We start from the raw sequence: 25,986 nt of genomic DNA, 5'->3' as shown, positions 1-25,986 counted from the left end.
TCATTATTAAAATTAATTTTGATTCATATTTCAGCTTCTCATAATTTTGAGATGGTAATGCATAAACTCAAATATTTTTTAAACCATTTTCCACCATATTTCATCTATTAAAAATATATAATAAATTAGTATATAATAATAGTTAAAACCTATCATTGTAAATATAAATACTTGGGAGGAAATCGATGGAACTAAAACAATTGGAATACTTTATCGTATTATGTCAAGAGCTGCATTTTACACGTGCGGCGGAGAAACTAGGTATTGCCCAACCTTCTCTTAGTCAACAAATTGGCTTGTTAGAACATGAAGTAGGGCTGCCTTTATTTGATCGTATTGGCAAAAAAAATATACTTACTGATGCAGGTAAAACATTGCTCCATCATAGCTACAATGTTTTTCATGAAATTTCTCAGGCACGTGCTGCAATTAGCGAGCTTCAGGGGTTAGAGAGGGGCACGCTCAAAATAGGCTCCCTACTCACAGTTGTTAATTATTTGCTTTCCCCAACAGTTATCGGGTTTCACAATGCTTATCCCAATGTAGAACTTTCTGTACAAGGGTTACGAACTGGAGATATTTATAAAGGACTATTACAGAATGAATTGGATTTGGGTATCGTTTTTTTACCGTTGGAACATGAAGACCTAGAAGCTATTCCGCTCTATAAAGAAGATCTTGCTTTTGCTGCACCTATAGATCACATCATTGCAAAAGAGGCGTGTGTATCACTTCAAGTTTTAAAAGAGACACCATCTATTTTATTACCTGAAACCTATTTTCTACGACAAGTTGTTAACGAACAGTGTCGCTTAATGAATTTCGCACCCAAACCAGTACTTGAAATGACGACGATGGAATCTATCATTCAAATGGTAAGCAAAGGCGTCGGTGTTACGATACTACCAAAAGCTTACTTAGATTATATTGATAATATTCATATTAAAACGATTCCTATTCAAGATCCGGTAATCACCACACAGATTGGTATTGCCTATCGAAAGAACAAACATTTATGTGCTGCTAGTCGTGTTTTTATGGACCAATTGATTAAAACAGTTAAAGATGAACGCTTTTACTAGAGCTTTATCAGGAATAATCTTTATGCTTTTCAATACTTTTTCAGTACAACTTCAATGAGGTCAACGGCTTGGTCAATTTCTTCTTTAGTAATTAATAAACTCGGTGCCAGACGGATTACATGGGTTCCCGCTGTAAGTACGAGCAGTCCTTGTTGCAGCAGCTCTTGAATTATTGGGGCAATCGGTTCGCGGCATTCAATACCAATTAAGAGACCAAGCCCTCTTATATTTTGTACACTAGGATAGTGCTGAAGTTGATCTGTCAAGCGCTGCAATGCGTATACTCCAAGTTTAGTAACATGTTCCATTAAGCATCCCTCAAGTAGCGTTTCAAGAGTTGCAAGACCTGCGGTTACCGCAAGAGGACCTACCCCAAAAGTCGATCCATGACTCCCTGATGAGAAAGCCTCTCGAAGTTCTTTCTTACCCATCATCGCGCTGATTGGAAACCCGCTGGCTAGTCCTTTGGCAAGCGTGATGATATCTGGTTCGATACCATAATGCTCATAAGCGAACAAACTCCCTGTACGCCCCATGCCAGTCTGTACTTCATCGATAATGAGTATAATCATCTTCCGAGCTTCCTGCAATAACAGTCTCGCCAAATTTTCTCGCTTCTGCTATCGCCTTTTCTGACCATGTTCCGCTATGAAAGTAACTTGCATTACATCCTTCTACAAAAAGTTCATAGGTACCATGGCAAATTGCGTACTTGCACCACCTTGAAGAAATAACACCTTATAATCAGTAGGAATGTTAAGAAGATCCTTCAACAATTGTTGTGTTTCTCCATTGATATTCTCATACTCCTTACTTCTATGTGATATCTCTAAAATAGACAAACTAGTTCCCTGTAGATCGAGGAGTTCATCTTGTATTTGAAGCATTACTTCTAAAGGTAATGTTGCTGGCCCCGCATTAAAATTATTAACTTGTTTCATTCTTGTCCCCTTATTTAATTGCAGATACTTTTAACTGATATGCTCCCCATTAGGTAGACAGATTAAAAATAATAATCTGTTTGCTTTAAGGGGAGTATTTTTTATGTCAAAAAGAGGACATTCATTAGAGGATAAAATCAAGATAATAAAAGCTATAAAAGATGAGGATTATTCTATTTATGAACTGGAATCGATTTTTAATGTAAATAATCTCTCAATTTATGATTGGGTTTATAAATATGAAAAATACGGAGTGGAAGGATTAAAAGAGAGCTCAACTTGGAGAAGGTATTCGAAGGAACTTAAACTGGAGGCAGTAAAGGAATATCTTGATGAAGGGTACTCCCTTGGGGAAGTTACTAGAAGGTATGAAATTCCGAGTACTACCACTCTACGTCAGTGGATTAAGAAGTATAATAGTTATAGAGAATTAAAGGACACGTCGAAAGGAAGGACGAGCTCTATGACTAAAGGGAGAAAAACCACTTGGCATGAATGGATACAAATTGTGCTTGATTGTTTAGGGAATGCCAAAGATTATCAACGAAAACATGTGGCGGAGAATGTGTTGAATCGTGAATTCACCTCGGAAAAGCCAAATGAAAAGTGGGTAACGGATGTCACAGAATTCAAATATGCTTTCTCAAAGAAAGCATATTTAAGTGCGATTCTTGATCTGTATGATGGATCCATCGTTAGCTATGTTTTAGGGCATTCAAATAATTATCATCTCGTATAAAAGACGATTGAACAAGCAATAGAGCTTTTGGATGGAGATCATCCACTTATTCATAGTGATCGCAGGTTTCAGTACACCTCTAATAGGTTTAAGCGCAGGATAGATAAGGCTGAGATGACTCAAAGTATGTCACGAGTCGGTAGGTGTATTGATAATGGACCAATGGAATCTTTTTGGGGAACAATCAAATGCGAGAAATATTATTTACATAAGTATGAAACATTTGGGGAACTCTCTAATGCGATAAATGAGTACATCTATTTTTATAATCATAATCGATATCAAAAACGACTAAACGGCCTTAGCCCTATGGAATATAGAGCTAAAGCCGCTTAAGTCAATTTTATTATTTCAACTGTCTACTTGACAGGGGGCAGTTCAAACTTCTTCATAGCTCTTCTTTTTTAATATTCTTGTTACTGAAATTCTATAATGTTTTCTTTGACCCCTAATTCCCCATGTCTATGGTAAGCAGCAAAGTCTGGAGGACCTACGCCTCGCTTAAATGCAATGGAATGACGAATGGCAGCTGTAATAAACATTTTTGCTTCTTTAACAGCATCTTGGACAGGTTTACCTTTTGCTAACAGGGCTGTGATTGCGGCAGAATAGCTACATCCTGCTCCATTTGTATGAATTGTATCAATACGCTGCGCTTCGAGTATATGTAATTTCTCTCCATCATATAGCACATCAACAGCTGGACCTTTCAAGCGACCTCCTTTGACAAGGACATATTTTGAGCCTAGTTTTTTTAATTCTATTGCTGCTAGTTTTAAGTCATCAACAGTTGTAAGTTGTTGATTTGATTTTAATAATAGTGCTGCTTCTGGCATATTTGGTGTAATAATTGTCGCTAAAGGTATTAATTTTGTTATAAGGGTATTGATAGCATCGTCTTTTAACAAAGGCGTGTCCATTTTACCAACCATGACTGGGTCCACAACAACATTGGTTGTGTCGGCTTCTTCAATCCACTTGGCTACATGGGAAATATTCTCCTTTGTATAGAGCATTCCCGTTTTTATCGCATCTACCCCGACGTCACGAAGCGCTGTATATACCTGTGCTTCAATAGCACTTAACTCTATAGGAAACACATTTTGATTTGTATATGGATGGTATGCAACAATACCAGTGACAGAACTTAGACCAAACACACCCATCTCCTGGAAAGTTTTTAAATCAGCTTGAATCCCAGCACCTCCTCTTGCAGCAGAACCCGCTATTGATAAAGCTCTAGGTACCCACATATAATCAAAACCTCTCTTGTTTATGAATCTAAATTTTCTTTGTCTATAATTTGTGACCTAGTGTTTACCCATCCATCGAAATAGATTGTATTTACGAGGATATTAAAATAAAATCACTCTTTAAAAACTCTTTCGTTTTCTCTAGTGCTAAAATGAATCGTTCGATATCTTCTTCTGTATTGTATAAGTAAAAGCTGGCACGTGCCGTAGCACTAGCTTCAAAATGTCGCATTAATGGTTGGCAGCAATGATGCCCAGCGCGTATTGCTATACCATAAGTGTCGAGAACCGTGGCTAGATCATGCGGATGAACTTTGCCTAAATTAAACGTAACCAACCCAAAACGTCCGTCATCAGGTCCATACATTGTCACATCTTCAATTTGTTTCATTCGTTCTACCGCATAGCTAGTTAATTGTTTATCGTGCTTCTCTATCGTATCTAATCCTATTCCTTCTAGAAAATCGATAGCTGTACCTAAACCAATTGCACCTGCGATAATTGGAGTTCCCCCTTCTGGATTAAGGAAATTAGCTACTTTCTTCCGTGCTCCTTCATAAGCATCTGTAGCACGTGAACTTAACGTATGTACTCCTCTGTGTACATTAGCATTATCTTGTTTATAGTATTGTTGCAATGATTCAATGACTTGGAGCGATTTCTGTGTTGATGCTGCGTTATCTAAGTAAACCAACGGATACCCATGAATCTTTTGATTCAGTATCGGAAATTGTTTTTGTATATTGATCGATTCCATTATTATTCTCACCCAATACTTTTGACATTACTAAGTACTTGATAATGAGCCTTGATTGTATCTTCAATATCTTCATCGGAGTGTGCTGCCGATATGAACATCACCTCATAAGGTGTAGGGGCTGTCAAAATTCCCAAATTCAGCATACTCGTATAATATTTTTTAAAAACTTGCATATCCGAACTCTTAGCTGTTTCATAATCAACAACCTCTTGTTCTGTAAAAAAGGTAGAAAGCATGGAGCCTACCCTGTTGATTTTTAATGGCACACTTGTCAATTCAGCATTTTGTTTGAAACCTTCTTCTAATCTAGCCGCTTTTCTTTCCAACTCACCATAGATTTCAATCTGCTCAAGTAACCTCAGAGTTCTATATCCAGCTGACATTGCAAGTGGATTCCCTGATAATGTACCTGCTTGGTAAATAGGTCCTGCGGGTGCAATTTGCTCCATGATTTCACGTTTACCTCCATAAGCTCCCACAGGCAATCCCCCTCCTATGATCTTTCCTAAACAAGTAATATCGGGATCGACTCCGTATAGATTCTGTGCCCCATGATAGTCTACGCGAAAACCAGTCATTACTTCATCAAAGATAAGCAAGCTACCGTACTGTTTGGTAATCTCACGTAACCCTTGGAGAAATCCAAGATTTGGAGGAACAACTCCCATATTTCCTGCAATTGGCTCGACAATAACAGCTGCGATTTGTTCCCCATATTGTTCAAAGGTATGACGGATACTCTCCATACTGTTATAAGGTACTGTAATAGTATCAATAGTGACATTATTGGGTACCCCCGGACTATCGGGCAATCCTAATGTGGCCACCCCAGAACCTGCTTTGATTAAAAAAGCGTCAGCATGTCCATGATAGCCACCTTGAAATTTAACAATTTTTTGCCGCCTTGTATATCCTCTTGCTAAACGTAATGCACTCATTACAGCTTCTGTTCCAGAGTTCACCATACGTACCATTTCAATAGATGGAACAATTTCACATATTAATTTAGCCATTTTCACTTCAATCTCAGTAGACAATCCAAAGCTTGATCCATCTCTTAATGCCTTCTGTATCTCTTCCTCCACTGCTGGATGGGCATGTCCAAGTATCAAAGGTCCCCATGAGCATATATAATCAATAAATTCATTTCCATCAACATCAAATATGTGAGATCCTCGACCTTTTGTAATAAAAACAGGAGGAGAGTCAACCAACGAAAATGCACGTACCGGGCTGTTCACTCCTCCAGGAATCACACTTTTTGCTTGTTCAAATAATGCTTTGGAGTAAGAATCCACTCTTTTTGTATTCATTTATTTTCCCCTCTCAATGAATCTTCTGCTCATTCATAAGTTCAATCCCTATATTTCTTTTATTTTTAAATAAAGATTTAAAATTAAAACATAATTATTGGTAATTATCACAAAAAATTAACTTAATATAGAATATCATCATTACTTATTTTTATGATTATTTTACTATGATAGTTATTTCCTATGACTATAGAATAGTTACGAAACTTCCTAAATTAAACTCTTTTCACCAGTTTTTTGACTTTTTAAAAAGGTGTGTGTTCTGGACACTCTTTAAGGGAAGCCTCGTGAGTTAAATATTTTTGAATTAACTCACAATAATGAGGTGTAACTGCGTCACCGGTACCTGGGCGAAAATAAATACAACCTAAACAAGGTTCTGATACAACTAGATGTCCTTTTGTCCGTAAAGTAGAAACAACAGATCCAAGTCCGAGTTCTAAATGTGACAAAACATTTTCAGGTAGAGACTGTAGTGCATCCTCTAATGCTTGCTCCCAGTCATCAAGGTTAGAAATGACCTTTTGTCCTTTTTCAGTTAAAGAAATTAGGGTCACACGTCTATCATCTGCCTTTTGTGTTTTATAAATTAGTTTTTTTTCTACCAATCTATTCAGTATTTTAACTGCTGTTACATGTGTTGTACCGATTGTACTAGCAAAATTCCCCACTTTAGCCATATCACTTCTAGTATAAGCAGCAAATAATAGTCCTTGAGTTTGTACAGGTGATAATCCGAGTGCATCACTTTCCGCCTGTGTAATTTTTTTGATTGCCTGCGAGATTCGGAATAAAGCCATGCTCATTCTTGCAGATCGATTATCTTTTCGATGTTGGGGATCGAACATCATAACATTTTCATACCTTTCCACACTTAATTTATCAAATAATTATGCTATGAAGCATAATATAGGTTTCTCTATTTATTATATGTGGTAGAAAGATTAATTAAAGGCATGTTTTAATAAACCTTATTGAAAAAAGAGGAAGGTGCCCAAACAGCACCTTCTTTTAGAACTTATCCCTTAACATCAGTTAAACTTGCACCAAAATTGATATGATATACATTTTCACCGATCACCAATGCTGGGACTGATTTTACTCCAACCTTTTCTGCTTCTTCAATACGATTTAGGTCTGTGCCAAGATGCACCACTTCCGGAGTAATTTTTGATTTGTCAAGATAATCAAGAACCATTTGCTCCGCATCTACACAAACTGGACAACCTGCATGATAAAAAATTGCTTTTGACATTTACAATCATCTCCCATATTTTTTTGTAGCATTGCTACTTAATTTAAATTCTAGAAGGTACCATAAAAGTAAACAATATCAAATTACCTATGATATCCATAGGTAAAACTAATTGAGTTTTTCAAAAGCATTATCAGCTTCTATCGAAGTTATGTTTTATTTAACAATCAAAAGAATTAACAAAAATTATCTAGATCGTCGCTTAACAAGCGCCGAATTATTTTCTGATCATTATCAAGAGATAGGGCTTGTACTGGGGTATGTTTTGATTATTGAAAGGTTCAACATTGATATAAAGTATCATAGAGGAACTAGTGAACAAATAATCTTTTATATTACTAGAAGTTATCGAAGCAAGATTCATGTCATATTCATAAAATAAAGGAGATATATCGCGGTCAAGATGTTATAAAGGAATTAGTTTTGAAGTATGATCTTCATTTTTATTATTGACATAGATACAAAGTAAGTAATTTTCAAAGCTACGCTAGTGATAATAGGTATTAGTCAAAAGTATCAGGCGAAGTTGTGAAATGAAAAAAATAATCAATTTCATAATTACTAACGCAGCTCGAACCTCACATGACCGAAGTAGCAAGTGTTTTTGACATTTTCTAAAAATAGATATATAGGACTCTATATTTGGAGCCATCAAAATAATAAGGTATTTATACATTTCCTATAGGACTCCTATAAACTCCTATCGGGATGCCTTGCTGATTAATAACTTTTTTCACATTTACAATAGCATTTCCTTCATAAATTTGGCCCATAATCTTATCAATTTTTTCGCCTTCTTTTGCACTTAATCTTTGTTTAATTGAAGCCACACCAAAGATAACTTCCATATTATTCATGAGTTCTTCTTCCAGTTCTAATCCGTCAATGATGTCAAATTTCTCTTGAAGGTTTAGACTATGCTGTTCTCCAGTAGTTCCAGAAACAAGAACAGATTTTGCACCTTGTTTATTTAAGTTTCTTATATGGCTTATTGTTCCTTGAACGTTTAAAGATTCATCTTCATAAAAAGCTGTTGGTACGGCAATATGAACTTTTTCTGTTAGCATTACCTTATCCCCTTTATCCTTTTATTTGCTTAAAATAATCTACCCATTTGTTTAAGTATATAAATATACGACGATATCTTTCAAACTGTTAATCCTATTATTTTTGAAAAGTGGCTTCTTAATATTCTATAAATGTTTATCAAAATTAAAGTAAGAATTCCACTAGCGATATATAAAACTAATTATTTATCATTACTTTTCTACCAGCAAGCACCCCTGTTATGAAAATAATCATCGCAATAAAAAGTAACATGAATAGCGGCGTAATCCAACTTCCTATTAAATCGTGCAGCCCACCAAAAAGAATTGGTCCTAAAGCCGCAAGGAAATAACCAAAAGATTGAGCCATTCCCGACAATTCTGATGCCTCATAACCATTTTTAGTTCGTAATGTAAAAAACATCATTGACAAACTATATCCACTACCGCAGCCAATTCCAATTAAAATTACTGAGATAGTAATCAAAACAATATTAGCACTAAATAAACCGATTGTGCCAAGAAGAAAAACAGCTCCTGTCAAAGCTCCTAATATTTTTTGATTCTTCATTTTATCGGCAATAACTGGGATTAAAAAGTTAACTGGAATGAGCGCAAATAACATGAGTGAAAGTATCCACCCTGCTTGACTGGACGAATACCCATGGAACTGTAAGATATCAGGTAACCATGTTAAACATGTATAATACATCAACGATTGAAGTCCCATGAATAAAGTTACTTGCCAGGCAGTGAAAGAAGTCCACATATTCGTTTTCTTTTGATCGGATTCCAATTCAGGTTTTGGAACCGGATTTTTAACTTGGGAATACCAAATAAATAGGCTAATGATTACTAAGATTACCCATATACCTAATGCACCTTGCCACCCAAAACTGTCAATCTTTGAAATTGGTACACTAAGACCTGAAGCTAATGCACCAAAAACGCTCTTAAACAATGCATAAAACCCCGTCATTAAACCTACTTTAAATGGAAAGTTCATTTTTATAAGACTTGGTAATAATACATTTCCAAATGAAATAGAAATTCCAATCAGGATTGTACCAATAAACAATGTGCTAATACCAGTAATGGGACGAATAACTATTCCGAGACCGAGTATAACCATTGATAAGAAAATAGTTCTTTCCATTCCCATACGGCTAGCTATCTTGGGTACAAATGGTGAAACAAATGCAAATGCCAGTAATGGTAAAGTTGAAACCAATCCTATAATAGTATTACTTACTCCCAAAGTATCGCGAATTATCGGTACCAATGAACCAATTGATGTTAATGGGACACGTAAAGTAGAAGCAAATAACATAATTCCAACAACTAATAATAAACCATTTTTCCTTTTAACACTTATTTGCTCCATATTTAAAGACATACTATTCCTCCTATAATCTTTTACCGGAGCCGAGCGCGCCCGCATCTACGATCAACACATGCGCATCCCCCAAGGCCTGTTGGCCAGCAGCACCAATCGGCCGGAAATTCTGCTGTCTGCTATACCGATCCTGAGACATCGCTGCTACCCCCTTCTGTTCATTCATCAAAGCCGCACTGACAACCGCAAAGCCGTCCATCCCGGAACGGCGAAAATACGACATTGGCTGTGGTGCGTGAAGCACCACAGCCAATGTTTTGCCGATACTATGCATGAGCGGTAATGAATCATTCAAGACCTACAATGCGGAGTAGATCATCAGGTCGATTTAAACTGTATTTTGCCACAGTACGCTCTGGTTGCTTGGCCCCCCACATCGCTAAGGCGAAATCGATTTGAGCCCCGTTCGCGCATTTCTGATCAAATACAGTATCTCCGACATAAAGCGTTGTCGTCGGGTTGATCTTGGTTTGTTCTACATACTTGAGCAGCGGGTCAGGCTCAGGCTTATGCCTAGACGTATCGTCTGCACAAATAATGTGTGAGAAGAGTTCGCTTATACCATGAGGCATAAAATCAACTATGAATTCCTCGAGTGTTTTGGATGTAACAACACCCGTATGAATGCCTTTTCCAACCAACTTTTTAAGCATCTCTTCAATCCCAGGATAGAGGATCATCATATGATTATTCCTTTTTACATAAAGCGTTAGCTTTTCAGCAACGCGCTTTACATCTGAAACCCCCAAGAAGTTCAAACAATTTTCACTAGTCATACCCAATACAGGAATCAATTCTTCACTTGGGTACTCCATTTTCTTTTCTTCTCTTAAAACTTGCTGCAAAGCCAAAATGATCGCTTGGTCTGAATTAAGAAGAGTACCATCCACATCAAATATAACGGCTTGAATCATATTAAAAACCTCCTATTTTTCACAAATCGAACTCCGACTGAAGTAGGAAATGTGTGCTTTCATATAATAAAGTACCGCTCAACGCATAGCCTTTATCCATAACCCAATCCGCTATTCGTTCAGGCGATTCAAACGGAACATGCTGCAAGTAATGAATCCTCACCTTATTCCACTTCCTTAAAGTATTCTTTCGTTTTGTTCAAGGCAAAAAGAAACTGCTCTACATCCGCTTCTGTATTGTATAAATAAAAGCTGGCACGAACTGTAGCACTAGCTCCAAAATGTCTCATCAACGGTTGACAGCAATGATGCCCCGCACGAATCGCGACGCCATACGTGTCCAGAACCGTAGCCAGATCATGCGGATGTATCTTGCCTAAATTGAAGGTCACTAAGCCAAACCGCCCTTCCTCTGGGCCATACATCGTTAAATGTTCAATTTGCTTCATTTGTTCTACCGCATAGCTGGTCAATTGCTTGTCATGCGCTTCGATGACATCCAACCCAATTTGCTCAAGAAAATCAATGGCCGCGCCCAAGCCAATTGCGCCTGCGATAATGGGAGTCCCCCCTTCGAACTTCCAAGGAAGTTCCTTCCAAGAGGCGTCATACAGACCCACATCCGCGATCATTTCTCCGCCAAATTCGATCGGCTCCATTTGTTCGAGATAAGCCTTTTTTCCATACAACACTCCGATGCCTGTTGGTCCGCACATTTTATGTCCCGAGAAGGCATAAAAGTCACAATCCAACTCTTGAACATCCACCTTGATATGCGGAATGCTCTGGGCTCCATCTACCATGATGACTGCCCCACGATTATGGGCGATTGCTGCAATTTGTTTCACTGGATTAGCAACACCCAATACGTTGGAAATGTGTGAAATAGATACGATTTTCGTGCGATTCGTAATCATGTTCTCCGCTTCTTCTATTGAAAATGTTCCGTCAGTTTGCAGCGGGATATATTTCAACACTGCACCTGTCGCCTTTGCCGCTTGCTGCCAAGGAAGGAGATTGCTGTGATGCTCCATAGCAGAGACAACAATCTCATCGCCTTCTTTGCATACGGCTCGTGCATAGCTGCTGGCGACAAGGTTAATGGATGAAGTTGTCCCGCGCGTAAAAATAATTTCCTCACCCCATTCTGCATGGATAAAACGGGCTACTTTGGCTCGCGCCCCTTCATAAGCTTCTGTTGCACGCGAGCCTAACGTATGAACACCCCGATGGACGTTCGCGTTATCTTGTTCATAATAGTATTTTAAGGTTTCTATCACCTGAATCGGTTTTTGCGCTGATGCTGCGCTATCCAGGTAGGCAAGCGGATAACCGTTAATGGTTTGACCCAGTATAGGGAAAAGTTTTCTTATGTTAGAATTATCCAAAATCATCACCCTTTCTTGCTGATTTTATTTAGTGCTTGATAATGAGCGCTGATCGTCCTTTCGATATCTTCGTCGGAATGAGGTGCCGAAACGAAACTCACCTCGTAAGGTGTAGGGGCAGTTAAAACGGCGTGCTTCAGCATGGCTACATAATATGCTTTAAATAACTGCATATTTGAACCTTTAGCTGTATCGTAGTCCACAAGCTCCTGCTCCGAAAAAAAGGCTGAAAACATGGAGCCGACCCTGTTTATTTAGGGCGCTGTAAGCGTATGGGCAGCAACACTATCAGGTACTCCCGGGCTATCCGATAATCCCATGGTAGCGGCGCCCGATCCTGACTTGATTAATAACGCATCGGCATGTCCGTGGTATCCGCCTTGAAATTTTACGAATTTTTGGCGCTTCGTATAACCTCTTGCTAATCGCAATGCGCTCATTGAAGCTTCCGTACCGGAATTCACCATACGCACCATTTCAATAGATGGCATACTTTTGCATATCCATTCAGCCATTTTGATTTCAACCTCCGTGGACAAGCCAAAGCTGGTCCGGCAAGACACTACTTTCTTGATCGCCTCCACCACTTCAAGATGAGCATGCCCGAGGATCAAAGGCCCCCACGACCCGATATAATCGATAAATTCGTTGCCGTCGATATCGAACACCCGCGCCCCTTGACCTCTTGCAGCAAAAACAGGCGTTAAATCTACCGCTGATAATGCGCGAACAGGGCTGTTTACCCCGCCAGGTATTACTCTTTTGGCTTGCTCAAATTCTGCTATAGAAATATGAATCCTTTCTTTTTGTACTGAGATTCATAGATGCTCCCTCTTTGGCTAAATTGCCTTGGTTTCGATAACCACCTTGATATTTTGCACTTTTAAATCTTGAGGTCCTCTTACAGGAAGACCAACTTCCAAATGCTCTCGAATGTAACGAATATGTTGTTCCGCGATGACTTCTCCAGGCAGTAAAATAGGAATACCCGGAGGATAGACATAAACGGACTCTGCCATAATACGCCCGGCATATTGCTCAAAAGGAATAAGTTCAACCTCCCCATAAAAAGCATCTCTCGGTGTCAAAGTAAGCAGCGGAATTTCAGGTAATTTTACATCAATGGCTTCAGCTTCCGCTTTTGGTTTTTGATGAGCTTTGGCTAGTTCAGTTAAAGCGTCCAGCAAGCAATCTACCGTTTCTGTCGAATCACCTGGTGTGATTAAGCAAAGAATGTTGTACAAATCGCTCAGTTCTACTTCAATATTGCAGTACTTCCGCAGCATATCCGGTAATGCCTAACTCTCGGACATGTACGGTAAGCTTCGTAGGGTCGAAATCAAAGGCCGCATCCGTCCACAGAATCTCCCTTCCGAAAGAAGCCAGACCGGGAATTTGGTTGATTTGAACTCTAGCGTACTCTGCCAGTTGAATTGCTTTTGCAGCCATTTTCGATTCATTCAAGGCAAGATGCTTCCGTGCTGCGTCCAGGGAAGCCAAAAGAATATAAGAAGTGGATGTGATTGTCAGCATGCTAAAGATGGTTTTACTTTTTCACGTTGAATATGCCCTTTTTTGATATGGAGCAGCGAGCTTTGTGTCAGTGATCCACCAAGATTGTGCATGCTTGTTGCAGCCATATCTGCTCCAGCCTACATGGCGGACAACGGAAGCATGTTATGAAAGTGGAGCAATGCCCCGTGCGCCTCGTCAACAAGTACCGGTATGCCGTAATTATGAGCTAAATCAACAATGGCTTTCAGATCGGTACATACACTGAAATAGGTTGGATTGATTACGAGCACCGCTTTGGCGTCCGTATGCCTTTCAATCGCTTTCTTCACTGAACGAATAGAGATGCCATGATCGATCCCCCATCGCTTGTCTCTCTCAGGAGTGACAAATACAGGCATCAACATTATTAATCATAAATTGAGTTGAATCATTGTTCAATTCAATTAATTATATAATAACGATAGGATATAACTATGATAAAGAAAAAGGAAATCAAGCCAGATGCAAGGATGGCGTTCATCCACTGCCATTCTATACTTTGAATAAGGAAGTATGTTCGGGGAATTCTTGAAGTGAGGCTTCGTGGGTAAGATACTTTTGGATCATCTTGCAATAATGAGGCGCTGCTATATCGCCGGTATTCGGGAGAAAATGAATGCAACCTAGACAGGGTTCCGATACAATGAGATGCCCCTCCTTTTGCAGGGTAGAAATAATAGAGCCAATCCCAATCTCGAAATGCGCCAGCAACTCCTCCGGAATAGGCTGGAGCGCATCATCTAGTAGATGTCCCCAATTGTCAAGCTTGTTAAGGATCTCCCTTCCCAAGTTAAAGAGAGCAAGGTCACTCGACGATCTTCGGCTTTTTGCTCACAGCCGTTACATGAGTCGTACCGATCGTATTGGCGAAGTTGCCTACCGTAGCCACATCGCTTCGTGTGTGAGCAGTGAACAGCAGTGCCTAGATTTGTACAGGGGATAATCCCAGAGTATCGCTCTCGGCTTGCGTTACTTTTTTGATCGCCTGGGACATTCGGAACAAGGCCATGCCGATGCACGCTGAGCGATTATCCTTTCGATGCTGAGGATCAGTCTTACCTTCCATATTCATTTTGCTTACCTCTGACGGTGCCCCGTAACAGCGGGATAGATGTCTCTTAATATTACATTCAAAATAAGTCGGATAAAAGCAGATCCAATGAAATGTGTTGACAAAAGAAGGTGCCGCTTAGGGCACCCTCTTTTGCAATGTTTAACTTTTTACATCCTCGAGACTTGCACCAAAATTGATATGATATACATTTCCGTCAATCACCAAAGCTGGAACGGATTTAACACCTGCCTTCTCCGCTTCTTCAATCCGGTTTTGTGCTGTACCGAGATGCACAATCTCCGTAGTAATTTTCGATTTGTCAAGATAATCAACCACCACTTGCTCTGCATCTACACAAACTGGACAACCTGCATGATAAAAAACTGCTTGTGCCATTGACATTCACTCCTTCGTTTTTAATGTAGCTTTGCTGTATAGAGCTAATAAAGTCGTTTAATTTTGATGTAGAACAATAAGAGCTTTACTACAATTCGTATGTAGTAAAGCTCTTTAAAGTTGTTAAAAAATTATCAGATACAAATTTTGACTACTTCAAAAATGAATAATAAAGTTGTTTAATTCGGTTACCTAATCTCAACTTTTACCCCTTACCTTACATTACATTTCAAATAGATAATCACGTTCTACTTTACATACACGTAATGTGAATCGACTATACCACTCTTTTTTTCCACGTTCTTGAGCGATTTGGTGAGCTGCATTTGCTTTCCAAGCAGTAATATCCTCGAGTGTTTTCCAGTAAGAAACGGTAATGCCCAAATCTGAATCTCTTGCACTTTCGACACCTAAATATCCTTTTTGTTTACTTGCTAATTCAACCATTTTTGCTGCCATTACACCATAACCATTGTCACCTTCTGTTCGCTCAGAAGCAAAGACAACTGCATAATAAGGTAATTTATATGTATTTGCAATGTTACTCATCTCTAACCACGCTCCTTACTGCTCAATATTCGGATGAAAATTCTTACAATTATTATACCTTAATCAGAAAAAGCCGACACTATTTTTAAGTATCGGCTCTCATTTTTAAAGGCTCTTTTCTCAAACATTTTTGCTATTTAAATCAAAATAATGATTCAAAAGATAATAAAAACGTTAAATTTCATTAATCACTTTGAGAAAAGTGCTGTGCATACGCAATAAGTACCGCTAAACAACCATTTTTAGTAGTCGGCTTTTGGACTTTTACGAAAAACAACATCTTTACGAATACAGCCTTTTTAAATAACTTTATTAACTTTTAAACGACTTTTTTATTTTTGAACAACTTTATTGTTTCTGTACATTTGCTACTTAATTTAGATTATAAAAAAGGATATGGGTATGATCAATCTCAAATTGCTTATCGTTATCATAGGTACACATAATGGTTATTCAGCCGTTCCTCTTTTGGAACTCAGTCAGAAAATCAGCCAGTGCTTTGCAATGCTCATAAGGTACCGCATTATAAATGGAAGCACGGAGATGCCCCGCATCCCGATGGCCTTTTAATCCCATGAACCCTTCTTGCTCCAGTTCAACAAGCAACTTAACTTATTCTCAATTTCCGGACTGGATGAAGCTTACCGCTGCGGTCTGAGGATCGTTCTGCGATCCGATTTGGGCCAAGCGACTTTCCATTTTCATCATGATTCATGTGCCTCCTTTCCAACTAATACCGATCCAAGCCTCAACCAGGTAGCCCCTTCTTCGATCGCAACTTCGAAATCATTGGACATCCCCATGGAAAGATGTTGCACGGGATAGGAAAAAATATCTCTTGCATTAAGTTCATCGCGTAATCGTTTCAATTCTCTAAAAACCGGTCTAGTCACTTCAGTATTGAGCTCGTAAGGGGCCATCGTCATTAACCCCACGACTCGAATCTGTTTCATCCGTGAAACTTCCTGGGCAAATGTAAATAACACTTCCGGAGAAAGTCCTTGTTTACTCTCCTCCCCCGAAACGTTAACCTGAATAAAGCAATTTACAACGACATTCAAATCAGCAGCCTTCTTCTCTATTTCTTTCATCAAGGATAAGCGGTCTAATGAATGTATATACTCGAATTTACCGATAACATCTTTTACTTTATTGGTTTGCAAATGACCGATAAAATGCCACATTCCTCGTGGATGGAAGGCCTCCCATTTAGATTGAGCTTCTTGCGTACGGCTTTCGCCGACATGGCCTATACCAGACAACAATACTTGCTCCACTGTTTCCATCGTCGTATATTTCGTCACAGCTATAATCTGGATCTCCTTTTCGCTTCTGCCGCATCGCCCGCAAGCTTCACGGATGCGATGTTCGACCTTGGACAGACGATCTTGTAGATTCATTGGATCACTCCTATCTTACGGGTAGCTTGTTCCTTTCAAAACTTCTGACTGAAAAGCCAAAAGCGGTGTTCATTCTGTCATCACTATTTTTCTTCAAATCGTTGCAGATTCATTGCCTTACGTGTTGTTACCTGTTAGTCTTTCTCGAGAATCCGTCTCGGTTCCCGCCAAACGTTTTAGAAACGTATTCCTCCAATTCAAGGACAATTCTTCTACTTCGAGGATTTGTTTGATGCCCTCGATATTATCCTTCTCTCGGTGCATAATCCGATTGGCAAATGAAACCGTAATTTCCTTAGGATGACGATGAAGAAGCGATAGTCCGTCGTCAATAGAGACGACACCCTCTGCCAGAACGCGGAAGTAAAATCCCGTGTAGCCCGTTTGCTGCACCTTCAAGAGCATATCCGGTACACCATGCCTGATCGTCAACTTGTAACAAGGCTGTCTCGGCTGACTAACTTGAACGATTGCTTTACCAAGCTCAAAAACGTCCCCAATGCAGACATCAGTTTCCAACAAGCCTTTTATCGTTAAATTTTCCCCTAAGGACCCGTACTCTAACGGTCTATTCAATTCATTTTCCCAAAATGGATAGTGTTCATAAGGATAGACGCATACAGCCTTCTCCCTGCCTCCATGATGAACGAGATCCCCCTGCCCATCCCCTTCAAAGTTTAGATAAGATAAATACAAAGCTTCGTCTGTAGCTTTCTTAAATATCCCCGTAGAAACGTCTTTCTGCTGAAACTGGACCTCCCTTGGCATGCCCACATTTAATGAAAAAATTTCAATAGATGCCATTTGAATCACCTCTCTCAAAGATTTTGATCAACAAGTTTACTGATGCGACTATATACCACGTTCCTGCATTCGTTCACGATGAATCTCAATAGCAAGCCCTGAAAAAAGAATAGCAACCGGAGGGTTCGGCTTGGTCACACGAATCGTAACCTCACCGATCCTGGAGTACGAATCTAGAAGGGTGGATGCAATGTTTTCTGCCAAAGTTTATACCAAGGCAACTGGTGGACCCTCGACTACTTTTTTAATCACCTCATACAAATCGGCATAATTTATCGTCAACTCAAAATCATCCGCCACCCCTGCGGGAGACAAATCGAGATATAAAACTACATCGACAACATATTTTTGACCCAAACGGTTTTCTTCAGGCAACAATCCATGACGACCAAAGAACTCAATTTTTCTAAAAATCATTTTATCCAAAATGGCTCACTCCTCAGTTCTTTTAAGGTTCTTCTGGCTGCCATTGCTGCTATCCAACTGGTGAACCTTCGACAACTTTTTTAATCACCTGCCTTAAAACCGAGAAGCGAGCGCCACCGTCTCCAATACAGCATCGATGACATACTGCACGCGTCCAAAATTATGTATTCAAGCAATCCAAAAATAGCGCTAATTTCACTTCATTCTATACGGGGGATCAAATTGCTGAAAGTAAACCGGGACGATAAAAGACCCCTGTGGCAACAACTGCTCGATCAGGCCATCGATCATATTAACAATGGAGTCTGGAAACCAGGGCAACTCCCACTCGAGCTCGCTCAGCAGTTGGGAGTGTCCCTGCGCAGGTTCCAAATATAGGTTTTCCAGACGTAGCAAGCGATCGAATCTCCTCGATAAACCCATATTTCCTCATCATTTTCCCTATTGTTGTACTTTCACCTCCAGGAATAATGATGCCATCTATACCGGTTAATTGTTCTTTTCTTTTAATGGCGATGCCAACTGCACCAACTTCATGAATCATGTTCAGATGCTCGTCCACTGCCCCTTGCAGTGCTAAAACGCCTATTTTCGTTTCCATTATTGCCTGCATGCTATTTATTTGCTTTAAATATGGAAATTTCGTTACAAGATCATAAGTTGAGTATAATATCGAATTTATGATAAGACTATTCCGTTAATATTATAAAAACAATAGTTTTTTCCTATGATTCTAGCAAGCCTATCATTACGATAGGCAAATCATAATTGATGCGGCTTGAAATCTTATACTATAATGCTTCTTAAATCATTTTATAATCAAAGAAAAGTTGGCGATACTTATGGCGATTCGACGTTTATTTCATACGTTAACTGAACTGACATCTCATAAATGGTCCTCAAAGTTGATCGGGTCATTTACTAAAACAAGAGCCAGCCGCTGGCTTCTTTTCTGGTATTCGAGAGCGTACGGGATTCATACCGAGGATGCTGAAAAGCCTTTGAAAGCTTATCAGTCATTAAATGAGTTTTTTATTCGACGTTTGAAGGACGGCATTCGTCCGATTGATCAAAATAACGCCGCGTTAGTCAGTCCCGTGGATGCCACCATTACCGGAATAGGCCGAATAGACGAAAAAAGCATAATCCATGTTAAAGGCCAAAATTATACTACGGACGAGCTATTGGGTTCTGCTCCAACCTTTAACAGATATCGCGGAGGTTTCTTTATTGTACTTTATTTGAGTCCAGCTAATTATCATCGCGTTCACTCACCGGTTACCGGAACGATCATTGCGAAGAACCATATTTTGGGAAGAGCGTATCCCGTAAACGAGTTTGGGTTAAAGCATATGAACAAAGTATTAAGTCGTAACGAGCGACTGATCACTTATATGAGGCATCAATACGGCGTTTTATCTATCGTTAAAGTCGGTGCAATGAACGTAAGCAGTATCAAGTATACGAACTCGCTCGCGATCCATCTCAATAAAGGCGATGAGCTTGCTTATTTCGAGTTCGGGTCAACTGTTGTTCTTTTCGTTGAGAACGGAGATTTCGAGTTTCTCCAAGAGCTATGTTTAGGAACCCAGGTACGTGTAGGTGAACCACTTGGTTATTGGGGAGCAGGCTTTCAGAACGGATAGAAAACGGATGCGGGCAACTAACAACGTAAATTTATATACTCAACAAAAGCGTCTCAGAATGGAGTTGGGAGCAATACACGTTATGCCTGCTCAAATGGATGCTTGCAAGGTAAAGAAAGCGGCTGGTTTTTGTCGAAACCAACCGCTTTCGTTGTTTTAATTATGCTTCTCCAGGCTTTGTCGTCATCAAACGATACAGCTTCGTATTACGCGGAAACTTGTCGGCAAACGGTACAAGAGAACTTCCGATCTTCATCAAACCATTCCCCACATCTACATTCGTGATGTAGGAGTGCTGCATGTCCGAGATATTAAGCAGTTCCGCCAATTCTCTGCGATTTGTACTGGCTTGATTCAGCATGACAATAGACTCACTGTTCGCAAGCATGGTGCGGACGTTATGGCTCTGCAACAGATCGTCCACATTTTGCGTAATCCCCGTATAAAAAGCCAAAATCAATCGGATCTCCCGTCGACTACAACTCAAATATTTTATTTGGTGTGTGTGCTATATGGAATACAATACTATAATATTGTTTTAATTCATTTCTGCAGACAGAAAACCAGTAAAATGAAAATTTCATTAACGAACCAGCTTAATTATTCAGGCGGCTCGAATTGCATCAGAGTATACCTTTCATAATATTCTTCTAAGTAATCAGTCACAAATTCCTTCTTAATCATTGCTTTTATTGCACTTGGAACCCTAAATTGAAGATTGTTATTCTTTTTTAATTCTTTAAACATCTCTGTAGACATTTTCCCACTAATTTCTCCGATAGTAGTAGTCGAAATCCTAAACTTATTATAGGAAGTATTTATTGAAGTTAATACACCCTCAACTTCAACTATGGAGCTAGTATAGAAGTATGGACACATTTTAGTTAAGTCCTTATCCTAGAAATTAAGAGAGGACGTGTCCGTTATGAAACAAAAACGTTACAATCAAGAATTCAAAGAAACGATTGTTGAACTTTATCGTGCTGGTACTCCCGTCAACCAGCTTGCTAGCGAATATGGTGTCTCAGAAGTAACTATTTATAAATGGATTAAAGTGCATTCTCCTATTGGGGGAAATGAGTCATTAACACCCGCTGAAATCGCAGCTATTCAAAAAGAAAATTTACGTTTAAAACAAGAGGTAGAAATATTAAAAAAGGCTATGACCATATTCGCGAAAAAGTAATGGATCAAGAAATTATCGAACATATCAATGAAGAAAAGGCACACTATCCTGTTCAAACCATGTGTCGTGTATTAAAGTTGCCTAAAAGTACTTATTATCAAGCTGCCCATAAAATGCCTTCGGCCTATCAAATAGAAAATGAGGAAATAACCAAACGTATCCGAGAAATCCATAAAGCAAGTAAGGGTCGTTATGGAGCTCCTAAAATTCATTACTTATTGCGTAAAGAAGGATTTCAGGTGAGCATCAAACGTGTACAACGCTTAATGAAACAGGCTGGAGTTCGTTCTATTATTGTTAAAAAATATCGTCCTGCATCATTTTAAAGTCTTATAGAAGAACGTGAAAACAGATTAGAGCAGGATTTTCAAACAACCTCTATTAATGAGAAATGGGTAGCTGATATTACATATATTCACACACATAAAGATGGCTGGTGTTACTTAGCTTCAGTGCTAGACCTTCATTCTAAGAAAATCGTAGGATATAACTTTGCCCGACAAATGACGGTTGAATTGGTTACACAAGCACTAGACAATGCCATTCAAAATCAAGACCCTAATGAAGGGGTTATTTTGCATACGGATTTAGGCACACAATATACGAGTGAAGCATTCCAAAAGCAGTTAAAGCAACATGGATTCATTCAATCGTTTAGTCGAAAAGGTTGTCCGTATGACAATGCATGTATGGAATCATTTCATGCAACATTGAAAAAAGAAGAGGTTTATAGGAACCGATATCTGGACTTTGAAACTGCAAAAGTAGCCTTATTTACTTACATTGAAAGCTGGTACAACCGAAAGCGAATTCATGGCGCAATAAACTATTTAACACCAGATGAAGTAGAAACATTATGCCGAGCAGCATAAGGAATGGGACTTAACTTTTCCAAATCGTAAATCAACGCTACCCTTTAATTAAAGAAAAAACAATTTCCTTATAACTTTTTGTTCTATATTTACTTTGTAACTGTCTTTATACTCTCAACTTTGTCTAAATATCGAATCTTATATTGAGGGAAAGCTATATTTTTTTAGTTAATGGAAATAAAACACAATCTTTAATTGTATCACTATCCGTAAGTACCATTAAAAGGCGTTCAATTCCAAATCCCCAACCAGAAATAGGGGGCATCCCATATTCCATTGCTGTTAGATAATCTTCATCCATTTCCATAGCTTCTAAATCTCCATTACTTTTAAGATGGGCTTGAGCCTCCAGCCGTCTTCTTTGTTCGAGTGGGTCAACCAACTCTGAATATGCATTAATAATTTCTGCACCATTCACAACTAATTGGAACCGGTCTGATAAAGCAGGGTTTAGATCATTGGCTCTAGCTAATGGGGATAAATCAATAGGGTGTTTAATTAAAAATGTAGGTTTAACTAATTTTGGTCGACACATTTTCTTGTATAGATGATCAATATAATTACCTCTTCCTAGAGATTCAATATCTAATTGTCCTAAGTTAATATTTTTCCTCAACGTTTCTTGATATAAATTTTTCACATCAGGAAAAAGGTCTATATCAACCCCTGTGTCTTTTAAGATTAAATCTTTGAAAGTGACAATGTCCCATTCTATCGAAAAGTCTATCGTTTGGCCTTGAATGGTAATGGTAGTTGTATTAAAGGTTTGAGCCAGAACAAACAGAACCATATCACGCATTAATTTCATTGTATCCTCATAATTCCAGTATGCCGCATATCCTTCAACCATTGTAAAATTCTTGAAGATGTTGAGGACTTATCCCCTCGTTCCTAAAACACTTTGCAAATTCAAATACTTTGGTAAAACCACCTACAATTAACCTTTTTAAATAGGTTTCAGGTGCAATCCGTAAATTTAATTCTGTTCTAAAGAGTAATGATATGTCCTTAAAGGTTTAGCTAAAGCCCCTGATGAAGAATGCTGTAAAACTGGTGTTTCTACTTCTAAGAATTCGTTGTCCTCAAAGAATCTGCGAATGGCACGAACCATTTTGGATCTGGCTAGTAAACGATTTTGTGTCTCTCTTGTCATCATTAAATCTAAATAACGCTGTCTATATCGTAGTTCAACATTGCTTAAACCGTGCCATTTTTCTGGAAGCGGACGCAACGCCTTCCCAAGAAACACATAGCTTTCAATACGAAGTGTTTTCTCATTCGTTTTAGTCGTATACATACGTCCATCTACACCGATAAAATCTCCTATATCCAATAAATTATGAAATTGATTAAAAGGTTCATCGCCAATCTCATCCTTTTTCAAAAGAAGTTGTAAGCATCCTTGTATATTTGAAATAGTAATAAAACTTAATTTGCTAAAGTATCTAATACTCATTATTCTTCCGGCAACTCGGACTCCAGAAGTTCCGTCTTCAAGTTGAGTGGCTTCATAAAGTTCACAATTTGTAGAAAACTTTTCAGGATATACTTGAATCCCCTGTGATTTTAAGGTCAATAAATTCTCTATTCTAAAAGATGTTTGTTCACTACTCATTCTTTTCACTCCAGTCTTTTAGCTTGTTTAGTAGGTCTTTACATTCGATTTTATACTTCAAAACAACAAAAAAACTCCCACCCCCAAGATTATTCATCTTGAGGACGAGAGTTTATAGCTCCGTGGTACCACCTCAGTTTATTGATATATCACCATATCAACCTCTTCGGGTACGGCAATTTTTTAATAATTGATTATACCCTATCTCTTTAACGGGAGATCCCGTCGCAGTATCACTAAGAACGCTCTTAGATCCGTGCAAAGCTCCAAGCCTTTTTTCATTAAGATCATTATTACTCCTTTCCACCTACCGGAGCTCTCTGCAAATAATTAATCAAAATTACTCTTCTCTTCATAGCCGTATATTCCGAATTAATTGAAAATATCTTAGCCTAAATAATTGGTTTAGTCAATAGCTATATAGAGGATTACAAATAGGTCGTTAAGAAGAATTCATAAAAAAAGCAACAGAAAACCTTATTTTATCAAGGGTTTTCCATTGCTTTAACCTACATCACCCGCTTAAACATCTTCTCCATCTCATAAATCGAATACTGTATGATGATAGGCCGTCCGTGCGGGCATGTAAATGGGTCTGTTGTGTGTCTAAGTTCATCAAGCAAGGCTTGGATTTCATCAGTTCTTAAATGATGATTTGCCTTAATTGAAGCTTTACAGCTCATCATGATGGCAGCTTCTTCCCTTAGCTTTTTGATATCTACTCTTTTCATAGAAAGGAGCTGCTCGATCATGTCTTCTATGATTTCTTTCTCTTCCCCTTTTGGAAGCCATTGCGGATGGGAACGAATAATAAAGCTATTGTGTCCAAATGGCTCGAGGAATACGCCTACTTTTTCTAGTTCCGCTTTATACTCACCAATTTTTATATAGTCATCGGTTGAGTATTCAAAAGTTAGTGGAATTAGCATTTCTTGGAGCTCACTTTCCACCTGGCCAACCTTTTCTTTAAAATATTCGTATTTGATTCGTTCTTGGGCCGCATGCTGATCGATGATATACAGTCCCTTCTCATTCTGGGCAAATATATATGTCCCATGCATTTGCCCAATTGGGTATAGAGGCGGAACTCTTGAAGCTTGATGCTGAATGAATTGTTTAAAATGAGATTCTTTGCTTACCTCAAAAGATTTTTCTTCCATATCAGACTCATACGAATGGGCAGCAATTTCTCTTTCTTCATTCATTTCATTGGAATAGATGGAAAGAATATCTTTCTTCGACTCATTTTGTATCATATTTTCACGAATATAAGAAGGTCTTGAATCGTCAATATTCATTTCTCGAATAGGTTTAATGACTGGAACATGATCCAGTTCTAAAAAGATTTGTTCCTCTCTCGGCTTAACCGCTTTAGGTTCTGTAAAACCTGTGGGAATTAATTCTTGTGCCTTAAATGCATTCTTAATTGCACCCGTCACAAGTTCATTTAATTCCTGTTCTTTACTCAGGCGCACTTCCATTTTAGATGGATGGACATTCACATCTACAAGAAGCGGGTCCATCTCAATATTCAAAAGGACAATTGGGTAGCGCCCAATTGGCAGCAATGTATGATACCCCTCTTGAATCGCCTTAGCGAGCGGATAATTTTTGATAAAGCGTCCATTGATCATTGTGGAAATATAATTCCGTGAAGCTCTAGTAATTTCAGGTAACGCCGCATACCCGCTAATATGAAAATCGAGGGAAGTGGCTTCGACCGGCACCATTTTTTTTACGATATTCATTCCGTATATAGCTGCTAATACTTGCCTTACATCCCCGTTCCCGTTCGTATGCAGAAGTTTCCGTTCATTATGGATGAGGCGAAAGGAAACTTCCGGATGAGCAAGAGCCAACCGATTGACCACATCGGTAATATTTCCAAGTTCTGTATGAATCGTCTTCATATATTTAAGCCGTGCTGGTGTATTGAAGAATAAATCGGACACAGTTAAATCTGTTCCTTTTCGTCCAGGAGCTTTTTCAACAGCTTCCACTTTTCCACCCTCAACCTGTAAACGCGTCCCTATCTCACCTGTCGATGTTTTCATTTCAATTCTTGAAACAGAAGCGATACTTGGCAAGGCTTCACCACGGAACCCTAACGTTCGAATTCGAAAAAGGTCTGTTTCATCTTTAATTTTACTAGTTGCATGGCGTTGGAATGCTGTCATTACATCGTCTTCCTCAATTCCATCTCCATTGTCAATGATGCGAATTTTTGCTAATCCCGCTTCTTCCGTCTCAATTTCAATGATTGTGCTGCCGGCATCAATTGAATTTTCCACTAGTTCTTTTACGACGGAGGCTGGCCTTTCGACTACTTCCCCAGCAGCGATTTTATTTGAGAGTGCATCATCTAGCTGAATAATTTTGGACATTGCCTACACCTCC

24 protein-coding genes, 9 pseudogenes and 1 other annotated feature are annotated in these 25,986 nt (G+C 38.8%); of the genes and pseudogenes, 6 read left to right on the top strand and 27 right to left on the bottom strand.

What is annotated here, in order from left to right:
- Window positions 1-185 precede the first annotated feature (185 nt).
- A complete protein-coding gene (locus tag AN957_RS11950) occupies window positions 186-1,082 on the top strand; it encodes a LysR family transcriptional regulator (RefSeq protein WP_056684283.1) in 897 nt (298 codons plus the stop codon).
- 29 nt (window positions 1,083-1,111) lie between these two features.
- On the opposite strand, the gene AN957_RS11945 is transcribed toward AN957_RS11950, so the two are convergent.
- Entirely contained in the window at window positions 1,112-1,654 is a 543-nt protein-coding gene (locus AN957_RS11945; RefSeq protein WP_082446538.1) for an aminotransferase class III-fold pyridoxal phosphate-dependent enzyme, read from the bottom strand.
- A 102-nt stretch (window positions 1,655-1,756) separates the two neighbouring features.
- Window positions 1,757-2,023, bottom strand: a complete 267-nt coding sequence (locus tag AN957_RS11940) for an aminotransferase class V-fold PLP-dependent enzyme (RefSeq protein ID WP_056684280.1) — start codon at window positions 2,021-2,023, stop codon at window positions 1,757-1,759.
- A 103-nt stretch (window positions 2,024-2,126) separates the two neighbouring features.
- Between AN957_RS11940 and AN957_RS29160 the strand changes: the two are divergent.
- Both AN957_RS29160 and AN957_RS29155 read left to right on the top strand, forming a co-directional pair.
- Window positions 2,127-2,465 (top strand): annotated as a pseudogene (locus AN957_RS29160) (transposase); the annotation flags it as partial.
- A 105-nt stretch (window positions 2,466-2,570) separates the two neighbouring features.
- Window positions 2,571-3,098 (top strand): annotated as a pseudogene (locus AN957_RS29155) (IS3 family transposase); the annotation flags it as partial.
- A gap of 80 nt (window positions 3,099-3,178) precedes the next feature.
- Here the strand turns inward: AN957_RS29155 and thiD are convergent.
- The 18 genes and pseudogenes from thiD to folB all read right to left on the bottom strand — a co-directional run bounded on the left by thiD (window position 3,179) and on the right by folB (window position 18,270).
- Window positions 3,179-4,015, bottom strand: a complete 837-nt coding sequence (gene thiD / locus AN957_RS11930) for a bifunctional hydroxymethylpyrimidine kinase/phosphomethylpyrimidine kinase (protein WP_056684275.1) — start codon at window positions 4,013-4,015, stop codon at window positions 3,179-3,181.
- Between the two features lie 91 nt (window positions 4,016-4,106).
- Window positions 4,107-4,772: an aminotransferase class V-fold PLP-dependent enzyme gene (locus AN957_RS11925; protein ID WP_056684272.1), complete on the bottom strand. Its 666-nt coding sequence runs from the start codon at window positions 4,770-4,772 to the stop codon at window positions 4,107-4,109.
- An 8-nt stretch (window positions 4,773-4,780) separates the two neighbouring features.
- Window positions 4,781-6,088, bottom strand: a complete 1,308-nt coding sequence (gene hemL, locus AN957_RS11920) for a glutamate-1-semialdehyde 2,1-aminomutase (protein ID WP_056684269.1) — start codon at window positions 6,086-6,088, stop codon at window positions 4,781-4,783.
- 245 nt (window positions 6,089-6,333) lie between these two features.
- Window positions 6,334-6,939, bottom strand: coding sequence for a MarR family winged helix-turn-helix transcriptional regulator (locus AN957_RS11915; RefSeq protein ID WP_056684266.1), 606 nt, complete (start codon window positions 6,937-6,939; stop codon window positions 6,334-6,336).
- Between the two features lie 167 nt (window positions 6,940-7,106).
- Window positions 7,107-7,343 (bottom strand): thioredoxin family protein, encoded by a 237-nt coding sequence (locus AN957_RS11910; RefSeq protein ID WP_056684263.1) that lies wholly within the window; start codon window positions 7,341-7,343, stop codon window positions 7,107-7,109.
- A gap of 668 nt (window positions 7,344-8,011) precedes the next feature.
- Window positions 8,012-8,410 carry a dihydrodipicolinate synthase family protein gene (locus AN957_RS11905; RefSeq protein WP_056684261.1) on the bottom strand — a complete coding sequence of 133 codons (399 nt, stop codon included), beginning with the start codon at window positions 8,408-8,410 and terminating at the stop codon, window positions 8,012-8,014.
- A gap of 178 nt (window positions 8,411-8,588) precedes the next feature.
- Window positions 8,589-9,785 carry a CynX/NimT family MFS transporter gene (locus AN957_RS11900; RefSeq protein ID WP_075209133.1) on the bottom strand — a complete coding sequence of 399 codons (1,197 nt, stop codon included), beginning with the start codon at window positions 9,783-9,785 and terminating at the stop codon, window positions 8,589-8,591.
- A gap of 287 nt (window positions 9,786-10,072) precedes the next feature.
- The gene (locus tag AN957_RS11890; RefSeq protein ID WP_056684255.1) at window positions 10,073-10,699 is read right to left on the bottom strand and encodes an HAD family hydrolase; all 627 of its coding nucleotides are present in this window, start codon (window positions 10,697-10,699) and stop codon (window positions 10,073-10,075) included.
- A gap of 164 nt (window positions 10,700-10,863) precedes the next feature.
- A complete protein-coding gene (locus AN957_RS11885; protein WP_056687160.1) occupies window positions 10,864-12,087 on the bottom strand; it encodes a cysteine desulfurase in 1,224 nt (407 codons plus the stop codon).
- Between the two features lie 5 nt (window positions 12,088-12,092).
- The gene (locus tag AN957_RS29150; RefSeq protein WP_425388889.1) at window positions 12,093-12,290 is read right to left on the bottom strand and encodes a hypothetical protein; all 198 of its coding nucleotides are present in this window, start codon (window positions 12,288-12,290) and stop codon (window positions 12,093-12,095) included.
- Between the two features lie 54 nt (window positions 12,291-12,344).
- Window positions 12,345-12,884 (bottom strand): annotated as a pseudogene (locus tag AN957_RS26820) (aminotransferase class III-fold pyridoxal phosphate-dependent enzyme); the annotation flags it as partial.
- A 42-nt stretch (window positions 12,885-12,926) separates the two neighbouring features.
- Window positions 12,927-13,997: pseudogene (locus AN957_RS27355) on the bottom strand (aminotransferase class I/II-fold pyridoxal phosphate-dependent enzyme); the annotation flags it as partial.
- 857 nt (window positions 13,998-14,854) lie between these two features.
- Entirely contained in the window at window positions 14,855-15,091 is a 237-nt protein-coding gene (locus AN957_RS11850) for a thioredoxin family protein (protein ID WP_056684238.1), read from the bottom strand.
- Window positions 15,092-15,313: 222 nt separating this feature from the next.
- Window positions 15,314-15,640, bottom strand: coding sequence for an antibiotic biosynthesis monooxygenase family protein (locus AN957_RS11845; RefSeq protein WP_056684235.1), 327 nt, complete (start codon window positions 15,638-15,640; stop codon window positions 15,314-15,316).
- A gap of 453 nt (window positions 15,641-16,093) precedes the next feature.
- Window positions 16,094-16,237: pseudogene (locus AN957_RS28480) on the bottom strand (3-phosphoserine/phosphohydroxythreonine transaminase); the annotation flags it as partial.
- 107 nt (window positions 16,238-16,344) lie between these two features.
- Window positions 16,345-17,040: a YggS family pyridoxal phosphate-dependent enzyme gene (locus AN957_RS11840; RefSeq protein ID WP_056684231.1), complete on the bottom strand. Its 696-nt coding sequence runs from the start codon at window positions 17,038-17,040 to the stop codon at window positions 16,345-16,347.
- 117 nt (window positions 17,041-17,157) lie between these two features.
- The gene (locus tag AN957_RS11835) at window positions 17,158-17,844 is read right to left on the bottom strand and encodes an MOSC domain-containing protein (RefSeq protein ID WP_056684228.1); all 687 of its coding nucleotides are present in this window, start codon (window positions 17,842-17,844) and stop codon (window positions 17,158-17,160) included.
- Between the two features lie 48 nt (window positions 17,845-17,892).
- Window positions 17,893-18,270: pseudogene (gene folB, locus AN957_RS11830) on the bottom strand (dihydroneopterin aldolase).
- Between the two features lie 222 nt (window positions 18,271-18,492).
- On the opposite strand from folB, the pseudogene AN957_RS29145 reads away from it, so the two are divergent.
- Window positions 18,493-18,645: pseudogene (locus tag AN957_RS29145) on the top strand (MocR-like pyridoxine biosynthesis transcription factor PdxR); the annotation flags it as partial.
- A 31-nt stretch (window positions 18,646-18,676) separates the two neighbouring features.
- On the opposite strand, the pseudogene AN957_RS29140 reads toward AN957_RS29145, so the two are convergent.
- A pseudogene (locus AN957_RS29140) lies at window positions 18,677-18,814 on the bottom strand (pyridoxal 5'-phosphate synthase glutaminase subunit PdxT); the annotation flags it as partial.
- A 298-nt stretch (window positions 18,815-19,112) separates the two neighbouring features.
- Here AN957_RS29140 and asd point away from each other — a divergent pair.
- Window positions 19,113-19,916, top strand: coding sequence for an archaetidylserine decarboxylase (gene asd / locus AN957_RS11820; protein ID WP_056684223.1), 804 nt, complete (start codon window positions 19,113-19,115; stop codon window positions 19,914-19,916).
- A 160-nt stretch (window positions 19,917-20,076) separates the two neighbouring features.
- Here asd and AN957_RS11815 read toward each other — a convergent pair whose 3' ends face one another.
- Both AN957_RS11815 and AN957_RS27665 read right to left on the bottom strand, forming a co-directional pair.
- Window positions 20,077-20,376: a hypothetical protein gene (locus AN957_RS11815; protein WP_056684220.1), complete on the bottom strand. Its 300-nt coding sequence runs from the start codon at window positions 20,374-20,376 to the stop codon at window positions 20,077-20,079.
- 140 nt (window positions 20,377-20,516) lie between these two features.
- On the bottom strand, window positions 20,517-20,675 hold the full coding sequence (locus AN957_RS27665) for a hypothetical protein (protein ID WP_156341138.1): 159 nt from the start codon (window positions 20,673-20,675) through the stop codon (window positions 20,517-20,519).
- Between the two features lie 166 nt (window positions 20,676-20,841).
- Between AN957_RS27665 and AN957_RS11800 the strand changes: the two are divergent.
- Window positions 20,842-21,974, top strand: a pseudogene (locus AN957_RS11800) (IS3 family transposase).
- A gap of 154 nt (window positions 21,975-22,128) precedes the next feature.
- On the opposite strand, the gene AN957_RS28820 reads toward AN957_RS11800, so the two are convergent.
- From AN957_RS28820 to mutL, 4 genes are all read right to left on the bottom strand, one after another.
- Window positions 22,129-22,824, bottom strand: a complete 696-nt coding sequence (locus AN957_RS28820; protein WP_281176498.1) for an amino acid--tRNA ligase-related protein — start codon at window positions 22,822-22,824, stop codon at window positions 22,129-22,131.
- Window positions 22,817-22,912: an amino acid--tRNA ligase-related protein gene (locus tag AN957_RS28815; RefSeq protein ID WP_281176529.1), complete on the bottom strand. Its 96-nt coding sequence runs from the start codon at window positions 22,910-22,912 to the stop codon at window positions 22,817-22,819. The genes AN957_RS28820 and AN957_RS28815 overlap by 8 nt, the downstream gene beginning before the upstream one ends.
- Before the next feature lie 38 nt (window positions 22,913-22,950).
- The gene (locus AN957_RS28810) at window positions 22,951-23,589 is read right to left on the bottom strand and encodes an amino acid--tRNA ligase-related protein (protein ID WP_281176496.1); all 639 of its coding nucleotides are present in this window, start codon (window positions 23,587-23,589) and stop codon (window positions 22,951-22,953) included.
- A gap of 97 nt (window positions 23,590-23,686) precedes the next feature.
- Window positions 23,687-23,954, bottom strand: a binding site (T-box leader).
- A 144-nt stretch (window positions 23,955-24,098) separates the two neighbouring features.
- Window positions 24,099-25,973 (bottom strand): DNA mismatch repair endonuclease MutL, encoded by a 1,875-nt coding sequence (gene mutL / locus AN957_RS11790; protein ID WP_053475749.1) that lies wholly within the window; start codon window positions 25,971-25,973, stop codon window positions 24,099-24,101.
- Window positions 25,974-25,986: the final 13 nt, after the last annotated feature.

Origin of the sequence: Cytobacillus solani, from assembly GCF_001420595.1 — a bacterium.
In the GTDB taxonomy this organism is placed as follows: domain Bacteria; phylum Bacillota; class Bacilli; order Bacillales; family Cytobacillaceae; genus Cytobacillus; species Cytobacillus solani.
Note: the sequence above shows the minus strand (reverse complement) of the source record. Positions and strands in the feature narration are given on the sequence as shown.